15 protein-coding genes are annotated in these 13,439 nt (G+C 73.5%); 5 read left to right on the plus strand and 10 right to left on the minus strand.

All coding sequences use genetic code 11. From position 1 onward, the window contains the following. The first annotated feature begins 293 nt into the window (after positions 1-293). Positions 294-800 carry a hypothetical protein gene (locus AC2TEW_RS20635; protein WP_484624796.1) on the plus strand — a complete coding sequence of 169 codons (507 nt, stop codon included), beginning with the start codon at positions 294-296 and terminating at the stop codon, positions 798-800. Here the strand turns inward: AC2TEW_RS20635 and AC2TEW_RS20640 are convergent. Next, the gene (locus tag AC2TEW_RS20640; RefSeq protein WP_484624797.1) at positions 775-1,737 is read right to left on the minus strand and encodes a hypothetical protein; all 963 of its coding nucleotides are present in this window, start codon (positions 1,735-1,737) and stop codon (positions 775-777) included. The genes AC2TEW_RS20635 and AC2TEW_RS20640 overlap by 26 nt on opposite strands. A 427-nt stretch (positions 1,738-2,164) precedes the next feature. On the opposite strand from AC2TEW_RS20640, the gene AC2TEW_RS20645 reads away from it, so the two are divergent. Further along, positions 2,165-2,617, plus strand: a complete 453-nt coding sequence (locus AC2TEW_RS20645) for a hypothetical protein (protein WP_484624798.1) — start codon at positions 2,165-2,167, stop codon at positions 2,615-2,617. 194 nt (positions 2,618-2,811) lie between these two features. Further along, positions 2,812-3,939, plus strand: coding sequence for a DUF2332 domain-containing protein (locus AC2TEW_RS20650; RefSeq protein ID WP_484624799.1), 1,128 nt, complete (start codon positions 2,812-2,814; stop codon positions 3,937-3,939). A 180-nt stretch (positions 3,940-4,119) separates the two neighbouring features. On the opposite strand, the gene AC2TEW_RS20655 is transcribed toward AC2TEW_RS20650, so the two are convergent. Next, positions 4,120-4,641, minus strand: coding sequence for a DinB family protein (locus tag AC2TEW_RS20655; RefSeq protein WP_484624800.1), 522 nt, complete (start codon positions 4,639-4,641; stop codon positions 4,120-4,122). A 229-nt stretch (positions 4,642-4,870) separates the two neighbouring features. Between AC2TEW_RS20655 and AC2TEW_RS20660 the strand changes: the two genes are divergently transcribed. Then, a complete protein-coding gene (locus AC2TEW_RS20660) occupies positions 4,871-5,848 on the plus strand; it encodes a transglycosylase SLT domain-containing protein (protein ID WP_484624801.1) in 978 nt (325 codons plus the stop codon). Between the two features lie 95 nt (positions 5,849-5,943). On the opposite strand, the gene AC2TEW_RS20665 is transcribed toward AC2TEW_RS20660, so the two are convergent. The 6 genes from AC2TEW_RS20665 to AC2TEW_RS20690 all read right to left on the minus strand — a co-directional run bounded on the left by AC2TEW_RS20665 (position 5,944) and on the right by AC2TEW_RS20690 (position 11,477). Continuing rightward, entirely contained in the window at positions 5,944-6,429 is a 486-nt protein-coding gene (locus AC2TEW_RS20665; protein ID WP_484624802.1) for an HIT family protein, read from the minus strand. Positions 6,430-6,602: 173 nt separating this feature from the next. Continuing rightward, a complete protein-coding gene (locus AC2TEW_RS20670; protein ID WP_033821212.1) occupies positions 6,603-6,794 on the minus strand; it encodes a hypothetical protein in 192 nt (63 codons plus the stop codon). Between the two features lie 90 nt (positions 6,795-6,884). Next, a complete protein-coding gene (locus tag AC2TEW_RS20675) occupies positions 6,885-8,354 on the minus strand; it encodes a S8 family serine peptidase (RefSeq protein ID WP_484624803.1) in 1,470 nt (489 codons plus the stop codon). Positions 8,355-8,440: 86 nt separating this feature from the next. Then, positions 8,441-9,886: a WXG100 family type VII secretion target gene (locus tag AC2TEW_RS20680; RefSeq protein ID WP_484624804.1), complete on the minus strand. Its 1,446-nt coding sequence runs from the start codon at positions 9,884-9,886 to the stop codon at positions 8,441-8,443. Between the two features lie 85 nt (positions 9,887-9,971). Continuing rightward, positions 9,972-10,496, minus strand: coding sequence for a DUF2563 family protein (locus tag AC2TEW_RS20685; RefSeq protein WP_484624805.1), 525 nt, complete (start codon positions 10,494-10,496; stop codon positions 9,972-9,974). 264 nt (positions 10,497-10,760) lie between these two features. After that, positions 10,761-11,477 carry an endonuclease V gene (locus AC2TEW_RS20690; RefSeq protein ID WP_484624865.1) on the minus strand — a complete coding sequence of 239 codons (717 nt, stop codon included), beginning with the start codon at positions 11,475-11,477 and terminating at the stop codon, positions 10,761-10,763. Between the two features lie 208 nt (positions 11,478-11,685). Here AC2TEW_RS20690 and AC2TEW_RS20695 point away from each other — a divergent pair, with 208 nt between their 5' ends. Then, entirely contained in the window at positions 11,686-11,937 is a 252-nt protein-coding gene (locus AC2TEW_RS20695) for a hypothetical protein (RefSeq protein WP_484624806.1), read from the plus strand. 20 nt (positions 11,938-11,957) lie between these two features. On the opposite strand, the gene AC2TEW_RS20700 is transcribed toward AC2TEW_RS20695, so the two are convergent. Then, entirely contained in the window at positions 11,958-12,698 is a 741-nt protein-coding gene (locus AC2TEW_RS20700; protein WP_484624807.1) for an RDD family protein, read from the minus strand. 107 nt (positions 12,699-12,805) lie between these two features. Beyond that, positions 12,806-13,408, minus strand: coding sequence for an RDD family protein (locus AC2TEW_RS20705; protein WP_484624808.1), 603 nt, complete (start codon positions 13,406-13,408; stop codon positions 12,806-12,808). Positions 13,409-13,439 lie beyond the last annotated feature (31 nt).

The raw sequence follows: 13,439 nt of genomic DNA on the forward strand, positions 1-13,439 counted from the left end.
TCCGCCACGGGATCCACGACCTGACGACCTGTTACCCAACCGTCGCGAAAACGGGACTGGTCTGCACTAAAGTCCCCATACCCTCACCCATTCGGCGGATAGGACGTTCATTCAGTTGCCGGATTAGGTCGGACTTGACGGGTACCATCCGATTTTCAGCGAATTGATCTTCGCGGGCCGCGGACCAGGCCCACCGCCGCCACCAGGCGATCATGACGGGGCGTAACCGACTACGCACGGTGAAGCACCAACCCGGAGTCAACCGCTCCCGGACGATTGCCTACCATCAGCTCATGCCACGTGACGAAACCTCCGGCCGGCGCACTGCCCAGCTGCGCCTCGGCCGACTGCCCGGCTACGTCCGCCGACCGGACCTGGCCCGCCGCAACAGCGAGGACGGCCGCGCGTACAAGAAGGGCTGGGAGGTCCGCTTCACCGCGCGGACCGAGGAGGAGATAACCGAGATCCGCGAACTGGTGGTCGCGGCCGGATTCGCGCCCGCCCGCCCGTTCTTCAAGGGCCATCAGCTGATCCAGCCGGTCTACGGGATCGCCGCCGTCCAGGCCTACCTCGCCGCTCGGGAGGCGGTCGAGGCGGTCGAGGAGGCGACGCGCACCCCCCGGGCCGACCGGCCGTCCGGCATCCCCGGCCAGACCCGCCGGGAGGCCGCCCCGGTGGCGGCCGCCGCGGCCTCCGCAGCCGCCGCCACGGCAGCGGCGACGGCCTTGCGCGCCCGCCTGTCGGGCCGTCAGCCGGGCGGCGGCGAGAGCGGGGTCAGCGCAGCCGGTCGTACGTCCTGAAGGTGTAGGCGGCGTCGAGCCGCAGCAGGTTGCCATCGGCCGCCGGCAGTCCGAGCCGGCGGTCGAGCAGGTGGCCCAGCGGGCCGCACTGCCCCACCGCGGGCGCGGCGAAGCCGCCGTCCTCCATCGAGTAGCGGATCAGCGGCGGTTCCTCGGACTCCCGGACCGCCGGCCCGGTACGCCGCAGCGCCAGGTCGATCGGCACCCCGCCACCGATCGCGCAGGAGTCCGGCAGCAGGGGGCTGCGCAGGACCAGCCGCAGACTCAACTGCCCGGTGTAGAAGTCGGATCGGCCACCGTACTCGGGTTGGACGGCGAGCCCGCCGAGCGAGCCGCGGGCGTCGAGCCCGGTGGTCGCGCCCAGCGGCGCCGGGAGCCCGAACAGCCCGCCGGGCACCCGGGTCGGCGCGCTGCGCAGCGCGCCGAAGACCTGGGCCTTGGTGCCGTCCGGCAGCGGGCCCTCGGCGAAGGTGATGGTCATCGGCGCCAGGGCGAGCCCCTCGACACCGCCCACGGTCAGCCGCGGGGCGCCGACGTGCACCTCGCAGCGCCAGCGCGCCGGGTCGGCACCGGCCGGGATGGCCGGGCAGTCCGCGTAGCCGGCCTCCAGCGGGCTGCCGGGGGTCGCTGGGGTAGCGGGGGCTGCGGGGACGGCCGGGGCTGTGGGGGCGGCGGGGTCATGTGCGGGCTGCGGTGCGGGGGCGAGGGCGGCCGGGGCGCTGCCCGCGGCCGGGGTGACCGGGGCGGCCGGGACCGTCGGGGCCGTCGGGGCGGGTGGATCGGGTGGGGCGGGCGCGGCGAAGGCCCACCCGGGGGCGTACGCCGCGACGGCGCAGGCGGTGGCCAGCGCGGCGGCCAGCACGAACCCGGTCCGGCGCGGCCGGGCGGCGGGGGCGGATCGGCCTGGGGCGGCGGGGTGTTCGGTCTCGTTGCTCATGCCCGCAAGCCTGCGGCGCCGGGCCGGGCGACAGCCATCCGGGACGACCCCGATCCGTCCCCCATGCCGCCATGACCGACCGTCAGGGTTCCACCCCCAAGGGTCGCGTCCAGGCTCAGGCCCGCCCGAGTCGACGGGCGCGGCGGTGGCGGCGGTGGCGGCCAGGACGGTGGCAGGCAGGCCCGACCAGATCGCGCCCCGCACGGCAGCAACCCCCCGCCGCCTTCGTCGTTGTACCACCGTTGACCAGCTGTGACCGGTTCGCGGTCGGAAGACCGCAACGAAGATCTGATGAGTCGTCAGCAATCGGCCGGATCGAGCCCCACTCCCGGTCATCTCAACGGACTTGTCACCCGATGCATTGGGGTGAGGGCCTAGAGTGAGCGGAATGTGCGCTCCGCCGTCCCGACCAGATCGAGAGGCAGATGTGACAGACCGTCATGTCCAGGCCGAGGAACCGGCGGCGGCCCCCAGGGCCGGCGACTTCCCCGGTATGCCGGTGGAGTTCGGCGCGTTCTGCGAGCTCCACCGGCCGCGCTACCTGAGCTACGCCCGGGTCTGGTTCGCCGATCCCGACCAGGCGGCCTCGGTGGTCCGGCACGCGTTGGGCTGCCTGGCCGCCGTCTGGTCGGAGGTGCTGGTCGGCCCGAATCCCACCGCCGCGGCCTGGGAGATCCTGCGTACCACCATCACCGAGCAGCGGGCCCGCTCCGCCCCCTCCGGCCTGCGGCCCGGACCCGCCGACGAGGACCTCGCGATCCTGCACTACGTGGTCGGCCTCGCCACACCCGAGATCGCCGACGTGATCGGCACCGACACCGCCAGCATCACCGGCCGGCTGCGTCACGCCCGGCTGAACGAGATGGCCGAGGAGATCTGACCCCGGCCCCACCCCTGCGCCCCCTCCGCCCCGCACGCCCCCGCACTCCCCGTCGCCCCTGCTCCCCCATCGTCCCCGTCGCCCCCGTCGTCCCCACCGTCCCCGCGACCGTGATCGGAATCACCCGGATGCCCGCTGCTGACGGGCCGTCGGCAGGCGAATGATGATCCCAACCGACGGAACGGAGCCAGGAGATGTCCACAGCACCGGCAGCCCCCGGGGCGGCCGAGGGGAACGACGCCAGGGCGAACGCCATCGCCATGGTCGAGCAGCAGGCGCGGGCCTGCGCCGAGCTCGGTTCCCCGCTCTACGCGGCCCTGCTCCACCAGGTCGCCCTCGACCTGGCCGCCGACGGCCCCTGCACCGCCGCTCTCGTCGGGCACGAGGCCGACCCCTGGCGCGAAGCCGTCGCCCTGCGCCTGCTGGGCGGTGTGCACGCCCTGGTTCTGACCGGACGCGCCCCCGACCTCGCCGCCCATTACCCGAGTGCCGGCGGCAGCTTCGACCCGGACCGGCCCGCCGCCGCCTGGCCGGCGTTCCGCGCGGCCGTCGCCGACAACCTGCCGTGGGTCCGCGACTGGCTGACCAGGCCGCCGCAGACCAACGAGGTCGGCCGCGCCAACCTGTTGATCACCGGCCTGCTGCACACCCTGCACACGCTGCCCGGCGGCCCCCGCCCGGTCCGGCTGTACGAGCTCGGCGCCAGCGCCGGGCTCAACCTGCTCGCGGACCGGTTCCGCTGCGAGGCCCCCGGCTTCTCGTACGGGCCCGAGGACTCCCCCGTGGTCCTCGCCGGGGCCTGGGAGGGCCGGCCGCCCGAGCTGCCGGCCGGTACGCCGCCGCTGGACTTCGCCGAGCGGCACGGCTGCGACCTGACCCCGATCGATCCGCGCTCCCCCGGCGGCGCGCTCGCCCTGCGCGCGTACCTCTGGGCCGACCAGCCCGCCCGGGTGGCCCGGCTGGACGGCGCGCTGCGGCTCGCGGCCGAGTACCCGACCCGGGTCGAGGCGGTCGGCGCGGCGGAGTTCCTGCGCGGCGTCGAGGTCCGCCCCGGCGCGCTGACGGTGGTCTGGCACTCCGTCATGCGGCAGTACGTCCCCGCCGAGGAGTGGGCCGAGGTCGAGCGGCAGTCCGCCCGGCTGGCCGGCTCCGCGACCGCCGAGGCGCCGTTCGCGCACATCGCCTTCGAGCCCCGGCGGTTCGGCGACATGCACCGCTTCGTGCTGACCGTCCGGATCGGCGAGGGTCCGGAGCAGCTGCTCGCCGAGGCCGCCCCGCACGGCCTGCCGGCCAGGACCGCCGACGGTCTCGTCCTCGGCTGAACGGACGCCGCCCGCCGCCCGCGCTGCCGGACGCGGACGAGCCGGGGGCCGTCCGGGGCCGGTCCGGGGGGCGGTCCGGGCCGGGCAGGCGGCCGGGCGGTGGCGGGCAGGCGGAGATGGGCAAGCGGAGGCGGCCGAACGGTGGCGGACAGGTGGAGGCGGGCCCGGCAGCCGGTCCGGTCAGGCCGTGACGTCGTGCAGGTGGTGGACCGGGTCGTGGATCAGGTACTGCGCGAAGGACGCCACCGTGAACCGTGCCCCGTCACTGCGCGCGCCGGTCCGCTGCCACTGTGCGCCCCCGACCTGCTCGAAGGAGTCCGCCAACACGCCTGCTGCTTCGGCCAGTTCGACGGCGACCCGGGCCGGGTCCTGCTCCGCGTAGCGGTCCTCGACGGCGGTGTCGTCCTGGTTCCAGTTCGGGAAGGCCGGGTCGTCCTGGTCGAGCATCAGGCCGAGCCGGACCTCGAACAGCCGGAACACGTCCCGGACATGGCAGGCGTACTCCAGCGGCGACCAGGTCCGCGGGTCGGGCCGCCGCCGGAGCTCCGCCGGGTCACCCGCGAGCAGGTCCACCCAGGCGGCCGCGTTGACGCGCACCATGCCCGCGACGGCCTCCGGATCCACCGCCGGCGTGTCCAGTCCGCAGTCGGCGCAGGGGCGTTCGAGCACCCAGGTCCAGTCCTTGGTGTCAGGAGTGATCATGACTCAAGGATGCTTCCCACCCGTCGGCGCACACCAGCGGCCGGACCGCCAACCACCCGCAAAATGCCGCCACCGGCGCCTACGCCACCTCGGGTCCGCCGCCCGGAGCCCCCGCGTCCCCGCCTTCACCCCGCAACTCCCGCCCGCCCCGCCGGAGGCCGTTACCCGGCCGTAGGATGTGGCCCTCGCCCGTGCCCGGGCGGACACCACACCTCGGGGGAACACCACTATGACGGCCACCGGCCCACGTAAAGCTGCGCTCTGCCTGATAACGGTCACCATCGCCGCCGTACCGCTGACCGGCTGCGCGAAGAAGTCCGACGGCAACGCCGCCGCGGCAGCTGCGGCTGCGACCGCGGCCCGGCCGTCCCCGGAGGACTCGGCCACCCTCGCGCCCAGCACCCAGCCCACCACGAGTGACGCCCCCACCACCGGCGCCTCGCCCAGCCCGTCCGCGTCCGCCTCCGCCGGCGCCTCCGCCTCGCCGAGCGCCAAGCGGACCAGCGCCTCGCCGAGCCCCGCCAAGACAGCCGCCAAGCCCGTCGCGGCCGCCCCGCCGCCCACCGCCAAGCCCGGCCCGGTCGCCCCGCCTCCGCCCCCGGCCACCCCGCACACCCCGCCCCTGCAGAGCGGCTGCGCACCGAGCCACACCGGTACGGACGCCCCGCGCGCCACCGTCGGCGACGCCCTCGCCGCCGCGGCCGGCCAGTCCCGCACCCTCGCCCTCGGCAGCGGCGGCACCGACAAGCTCCCGCCACTGCCCGTCGCCCTGGTCAAGGCGATCGCCTGGCAGGAGAGCGGCTGGCAGTCCACGATCCTGGCCTGCGACGGCGGGATCGGCACCATGCAGATCATGCCGAACACGGTCAGCTGGATGAACACCAAGTTCGGCACCAAGAGCGACGTCAACACCCTCAACGGCAACGTCCAGCTCGGCGCGCAGCTGATCGACTGGCTGGTCGCCTACTACGGCGACTCCTGCTTCGGCGGCAACTACGACCTCTCCCCCGACCCGGTCACCGGCAAGACCCCGCTGCTCGACCTGGTCATCGCCGCCTACAACGCGGGCGCGGGCAACGTCCACTACAACACCACCACCGACCCGGCGACCGGCGCCACCGTCGGCACCTCGGTGATCCCCAACCCGAGCTACGTCGCCAACGTGAAGGCGATCATGGCCAAGTCCCCCTGGACCGCGGCCGGCTGAGCCCGGAGCGCGTCCAACGGCTCCGCGCGGCTACGGCCCACCGGCGAGTCGCCTACGAGTCGCCCGCGACCAAATGGCGACCGACCGGCGGCGGCTCACCGGTCCAGCGCCGCGCGGAGCCTCAGCGCGATCCCGTCCCGTACCGCCTCCGGCACCTCCGCCGCCGCGGCGCCGGACCGACCGGCACCGAGCAGCCCGAACACCCGCGGCCCCCGGAACTCCTCCGCCAGGTCGACGGCCCGCGGCACCACGTGGAAGTGCACGTGCTCGAACCCGGCCGCCTCCGCGAACTGCGCCACATAGGTCTTCGCGCACCCCGTCACCTCCGCCAACGCGCGCGACAGCCGCACCTGCCAGACCCCCAGGGCGGCCGCCTCGGCGTCCGTCAGCTCGGCGATCGAGGTCACGTGCCGCCGCGGCAGCAGCACCAGCCACCCCGGCACCGCCGTACCGAACGCGTGCGCCACCCGCCAGTGCTCGTCGAAGGCGATCGCCTCCCGGGGCGGCGTCGTCGAGGCCGGGCTTGTCGCGGCCGCCGGCCCGGTGAGGGCGGCGTCGGTCAGACACGAGTAGCAGTCCACGCCCGCCAGCGTACGGGCCGCCGGACGGCCGCACCGGGCAGGCGTGGAACACGACAGAGCCGGCCCTACCCGTGGGGGCGGGGCCGGCTCCGTCGCGTACCCGGGCCCGCCGTCCAGCCGTCCGGCAGTCCGGCAGTCGGGCAGGCAGTCCGGCAGGCAGGCAGGCAGGTGCGTCAGCCGTTCTTGCGCACCACGCAGATCGCATCCACCAGGCTGCCGGAGACCGCGAACGGCAGCAGCGCGGAACACACCGCCGCCTCCTGCTCGTTGCGCGGCCCCTCCGCCGACGCCGGGCCCGCCGAGGCGAGCAGGCCGGTCGCGGCGGCCGAGGCAACAAGAGCGAGAACGGCAAGCTTCTTCAACATGGCGGCCCTTCAGGTAGTCGACGGCTGTCGAGCCATCTCTTACCCGAAGGGCCGTTCCCATGGGGTCACCCTCGGCCGTCCGTGGGCGTGTCAGCGCTGGTACGGATTCCCGCCGGGCGGGGCCGGGGGCTGCTGCGGGTACTGCTGCGCGGGGTACTGCTGGGCCTGCGCCGGGTGCGGGGCGGCCTGTTGCTGCGGCGGCGTGCCGTAGCCCTGCTGCGGCGGGTAGGCGTAGCCCGGCGCCGACTGCGGCACGGGCCCACCCGAACCCCCACCCGTCCCACCGGCCCCGCCGGACCCACCCGGGCCGCCCGACCCGCCACGTGACCGGCGCACCAGGAACACCACCAGTCCGACCACGACGAGCAGTCCGACCGCCCCACCGACCAGGGCCGCCACCGGCAGGCCGCCGTCGTCCTTCTTCTCGGCCTGCGACCCGTTGCCGGCGGTGGCACCCGTGGCCGCGCCGGCACCGGTGCCGCCACTGGCATTCGGCGCCGGCTGCGCCGTACCGGGCGTGGTCGACGGGTCCTTCTGCGACTCGGCCCGCCCGAGCAGCGGGTTCTCCTTCGGCCCGCCGTCGACCGCCGGGTTGGCTGCCAACGCGGCGGCGGGCGAGGCGATCCCGTACCCGTAGTTGTTGTTCGGCACGGCCGACTTGTCGGGCGGAGCCACCGCCGACTTGATCATCCGATTGATGACCTGCCCGGCCGACAGCTCGGGGTACTTGGCCCGCACGAGCGCGGCGATCGCCGACACGTAGGCCGAGGACGCGGACGTGCCGAAGCCGTTGCCGTAGCTGGTGTCGGACTTGTTGCTGGCGCCGTAGATTCCCACTCCAGGCGCGACCAGGGTGACCTCGGGCCCACGGTCCGACTTGTCCCAGACATTCCCCTGCTGGTCGACAGCACCAACAGCGATTACGCCGGGGAACGCGGCCGGATACGAGACCGGCGCCTGGCGGTTGCCGAGGTTGCCGGAACCACCCACCAACACGACGTCCTTGCTGACCGCGTAGTCGACCGCAGCCCGGGCCTCCGGGTTGGCTCCCAGCCCAGCCACGCTGATCGACATGTTGACGACCTTGGCCCCGTGGTCGACCGCATAACGAATAGCTTCTGCGACCTTCGTTTCGCTGCCTTCACCGACGATCCCGTCCGGGTCGAGTGAGACCCGGATCGGCAGAATCTTCGCCTTCGGTGCCAGGCCGATGACTCCCGCATGGTCCCCGTGACCGTGAGCCGCGATCAGGCTCGCCATTTGGGTGCCGTGGCCGTTGGTGTCGACGCGACCGTCGGTCTTCTCGCCGGACAGGTCAACACCCGGGAGGATCTGTCCGGACAGATCCTGGTGGTCGGCGAACACTCCACTGTCGATCAGTGCGACTGTCACACCGTCGCCCTGGCTGACAGGCCAGACCCTGCTTTCAGCGCCATAGTTGCTGAGAGCCCACTGCCCGTCGCGAACACTGTCTGCCACAGCAGGGCCTACGGCAATGCCGGACAGCAAGGCTCCCACAGCAAACACGGCCATGCCGCGAATCGGTCGGCTGATCGTCAAGCCGTTTCACCTTACCTTCTTAGTCCGCCGGCGATCAGCGGTTACTGCGGATGACTTTCAGGCCCATCAACACAACAATCGGCGGCTCATTCAACGACGTTGGGATTCACCGTCGCGCCCGATGCCCAGGTCTCCTCATCCTCGACGAGATAGTCGGGGCGCTCCTTGCCCTGCTTCTTGTCCTTCTTTCCGACCTGCGACGTGCCAGGCATCCCCTGTCCCTGCGATGCCGGCCCCTGGCTCGACTGACCCCGGCCCCTGCCCAGCCCGGAGCCACCTTCGGTGAAAGCCGTTCGCCCGGTTCCGTCGCGGCCGGGCACGCCCACGGTTCCGCCGGCCTTCCGGGTGAGGCCGCCGCCGGTCCGACCACCAGCAGCGCCTTGGCCGGACCCACCGGATCCCAGGCCGCGGCCACCCTCGAATCCGCCTGCCCCTACACCGCTTCGGCCTGCGCCGGAACTTCCACCGGCCCCGAGGCCACCCCGGCCCGTGCCGGAACCTCCCCCTGCTGACCCACGGCCGCCTGCACCGCCGCCCGACGGGACGCCCTTGGCCGTCCCACCGGCAGTTGTCCCGGTGCCGCCGCCACTACGGGCGATTCCACCTCCGATGCCGGTACCGCCAGTCGTTCCACCGCCGTGGCCCGAAGATCCTGAACCGGTCTGTGTCGAGCCGAAGCTCCCGCCGGCGCCGGTGGCGGATGCGGGCATCTGACCTGCGTGGATACCGTCGATCCCTGTCTTGGTACCCGGGCTTGCGGGCATGCCGGGCTTCGTCGCTGCGTTTGCCGTACCGCCCTTGATCGCAGGGTCGGTGGGGTGCTCCGGAACCGGCACCGTCTTGGGCGATTGAGCTGCTCCGCCGAGGGAGGGGCCAGACGAGCGACTTGTCGTCACCGTCCCCCCGGGCGACCTGGTCGCGCCGGACAGCCCCATGCCGCCACCGATGATCAGAGCCCCGAGCGCGGCCGGCCCGGAGGAGTCCGGCGGCTGGAGATCCTCGATCTCCTCGATGCCACCGCCGCCCCTGGGCGGCTTCAGGTAGGCCGTGGTGGCGCGGTACTTGCTGGAGAGGGTCTCCATGACGGCGACCGCCTGGGCCTTCCTCTCGTCGGTGATCGTGGTGCGGGTGTCCTCGTCGTCGACGCCGACGGTGGCCTCGATGGAGTCGCCGATGGCGTCGCCGGCCTTGTCGAGCCAGCTGGGCTCCTCGGGCATGTCCCGCTTGGCCGTGTCGATCGCCTCGGACATCATCTGCATCGCCGCGGCGGCGTCATTGGCGTACGCGGCCGCATTGTTGACCGCGTTCGCGAGCTTGGTCATCTTCGAGTAGAAGGCGGTGCTGGTCGACCCCTCCCAGGACGAAGTGGCGTCGGCGGAGGCGGTGTTGAGGGCGGTGCGGATCTGCTTGAGGGTCTCGGTGGCCTTGCGCCAGGGGTCGCTGGCGGCCATGACGCCGCCGGAGTCCATGGACTGCACCATCTGGCGCAGGTCGCCATGGCTGTAGTCGTGGAAGTTGGTGTAGTTGGTCATGGCCGGTCGCCTCCCGTTTCCGTCCTCGTCCCGGCTCCGGAGTGGGTTTCAGGAGCTGTGGTCGTCCCCCGAAGGACGTGTCCCGCTACCACGACGGCTTCGGCTCTCCGCTGCCCGACGGGGACGCGCTGCTCACGGGTCCGGTCGGGGAGACCGTGCCGGTCGGCTTCGGCTGCGAGGCGGTGTTCCCGGTGCCGGTACCGGTGTTGGTGCCGTACGCGGCCTGGCTGGTCGTCGAGGGGTTGCCGACCGACCAGCCGTCGGAGCTGATCCGCAGGGTGCGCGAGGTCTCGTGCTCCTGCTCCTCGTAGTTGACGGCGGTCAGGTCGGCCTTGCGCTGGGCCTCGTCGATCGCGTCGTAGAGGGCGTTGAGGACGTCCCGCAGGCCGTCGCGCATCTGCTGGTACTTCTCGTGCAGGTCCACCGCCTCCGGGAAGCTGCCGAAGGCGGTGCCGCCGACGCCGCTCTGCCCGTGGACGCGTGTGCCGTCCGCCGTCGTCTGGAACTCGTTCAGAAGACCCCGTACCTGGGAGGCGAAGGCGCGAAGGCCGTCCACCTCCACGCGGTAGCCGGCCCCGGAGCCGCCGGTCGAACCGCTCCCCGTGCTCACGTCCTCGTACCTCCCCCGTACCCGGTGTGGCGGGCCCGGTGCTGCCGCACCGCTCGCCGCTCACTGGCCGTTGCCACGCTTCAACCCATATGTCTAACACATGCGACGCGGTGTCAGAACGGCGACTCGGACCCGGCCCGTTCACCCGGCCTGCCCCGGGCCGCGTCCCGCGGCGCCCGTCCGCCGCCCGCCAGCCGCCTGCCCGGCGCCCACCTGCTGCGTAGTAGCTGCGCACCTGCCGCGCAGCAGCCGCACACCTGCCGCCTACCTGTGGTTTCCCGGCTGCGGGGTGCCGTACGCCTGTTGGGCCTCGGCCAGCCGGCGGCGGCAGAGCGAGTCCGCGTGGCGGGTGGTCTCGGGGAGCCGGTAGGCGGGTGCCAGGGCGAGCGTGGTGGCGACGGCCTCCGGGAGGCCGATGCGGTGGCCGACCGAGACGAAGACCGGTTTGACGTCCCGGCGGGTACGGACCGCCCGGCCGACCTCCTCCTCGCCGTCGAGGAGCGGGGACCAGTCACCGCGGTCGGGGCCGGGGTCCCGGTGGGTGAAGGTGAACGGGGTCTTGGCGACGCCGATCGCGGGCAGCCCGGTGAGGACGCCCAGGTGGCTGGCGAGGCCGAGGCGGCGCGGATGGGCGAGCCCGTAGCCGTCGCAGACCACCAGGTCGGGGGCGGTCCGCAGGCCGGCCAAGGCGTCCAGGACGGCGGGCAGTTCACGGAAGGCGAGCAGCCCGGGGAGGTAGGGGAAGGCGATCCGGCCGGTGGCGGTGGTCTGCTCGACGACCTTCAGGGTGGCGAGGTCCAGCAGGACAGCGGCGGCCACCACCAGGTCGCGCGCGTCGTCGTACGCGACGTCGACACCGGCCACCAGGGCGCCGTCGCCCGCCTGCGGGGCCGGTCCGGCGGCGACGACCAGCGGGCGCAGCCGTTGCTGCGCGGCGAGCGCCTCGGCCTCGTCGGTCGGCCAGTCGGCGGGTACGGGCATGCGGTCCCCCAGGGTGTCGGTCTGCGGGATCACCGTACCGAGCGCACCGCGGGCGGCTGCGCCTGGCCGGTATGAGCCCGTGCGCCCCCTCTGCCTCTGCATATGCCCGGATCCGCCGATTACCCTGGTGAGGCTGGACTTACCTGCCTGCCGTCCTGGGTAGGCACTCAGTGCCGATTCCCATCCCCCGCGCGAAGGACTGACCGCCATGCCGCGCCCCACCACCGCACAGCTCTGCACGGGCATCCTGATCGTCGTCGCCACCACGGTGGCTCTGCTCGCCGTCTCCGGGTCGTCCGGGGTGTTCGAGGTCGCCGTGCTGGTGGCGTTCGCCGTCGCGCTGGGGACCCTCGCGACGGCGCTGCTCATGTCGGTGGCCGCGCAGCGCCGGGCGGCCGTCGGTACCGGGGTCGGTGAGCGGCCGGGAGCGCCGCAGCCGGAGTACGCCGGCCGGGGCTGAGCCCCGGTCCTGCGGCGGGGTCAGGCGGTGGAGATCACGACGGTCTTCGCCGCCTTGTCGTGGATGCACTGCCGGTACGGCTTGTCGAAGACGCCGAACAGGCCGTCGACCGGCCACCACAGGGCGCCGCAGCAGATCACCGCGGGCAGCACGAAGGTGGCGGACCGGATCCAGGCCGCGTTCCCGGTGGGGACGCTCCCGTCCACGAGCATCGCGACCCTGAGCTTGAAGAGCTTCTTCCCGACGGTCTGGCCGTCCCGGCCGAGCATCAGGCCCTCGTAGACCAGGTAGAACGCGTACGCGAGCCAGATCGGGCCGATCCATCCGTTGTTGCTGGTCAGGTCCGCGAACGGCAGCGACACCAGCACGGCGAGGATCAGCATCATCAGGAAGTCGAGCACCTTGGCGACGATGCGGTTGGACCAGGTGCCCAGCGGCGGCATCCCCGGGACCGGCCCCTCGCCGACGTTCCCGTACGGGCTGCCGCCGGGCGGCGGAGCACCGTAGGGCGCGCCGTACGGGGAACCGCCCTGCGGGGACCCGCCGTACGGGGAACCCTGGCCGCCGGGGGGCGCGCCGTACGGAGCCTCGTACCCGGGCGGACGGTCGGACGCCGGGTCCGACGGGCTGCCGGCCGGCGGCGGCGGGGTGCCGAACGGGTCGGAGGGCGCACCTGGGGGCGGGCCCGACTGCGGGGGCTTGTCGAAGGAGGGCTTGTCGCCCCCTTCCTGCTCGCTGCCTGAGGAGTTGTTGGTGCTCATGCCCCGAGTAGAACACCGCGCGCACGGCAGACTTGGGATATCTATGATGTTTTGTCCGGTTTCGAGCCGGACGGCCCGTCGGCCGCAGCCGGTGCGGTGACCGCGCGTCAGGCGCGTACCACGCGGGTCCGGGCCACCCGGTCCTGCAGTCCTCGCCGCCCCCGCCGGTCGAGGAGCGGCCACACCAGGCCGACCACGAGGACCGCGGCGAACTGGCCGCTCACCCAGCGGAGCAGCGAGCGGGCCGGACGCGGCGGCTGAAGACGGGCCCGGCCCGAAGCCGGTCCGGCGTCGACCACCTTGATCCTGGCGAGCCGCTTGCCGAAGGTCTGGCCGGTCCGGGCGGTCGGCAGCACCTCGTACACCACGCCCAGCAGGACCAGCACGCCGAGCAGGGCGGCCGCCTTGCCGACCACCAGCGGGTCGACCAGCCAGACCTGCACGGACCGGCCGGTCAGCTGCGAACGGGCCTGCGCCTGGTCGAGCTTCTCCCGCAGGTGGTCGAGGGTGGAGGCGGCGAGCGGGACGGCCGCGGCGGCGGCGACCACGGCGACCACCGCCGTGTCGACCGTCCGGGCCAGCAGCCGGCGGCCCAGCCCGGCGGTCCTCGACTGTACCGGCCCACGCGCCGCGGGCTTGGCGGCGGCGCGGGGCTTGGTGGCCGCGCCGGGCTTGGCGGCAGCGCCGGGCCGGAGGGGGGCGGACCTCACGGCGGCGGGCATCGGAACGGTGGGCTTCGCG

It is taken from the genome of Kitasatospora sp. NEAU-CNBT7, from assembly GCF_057220535.1.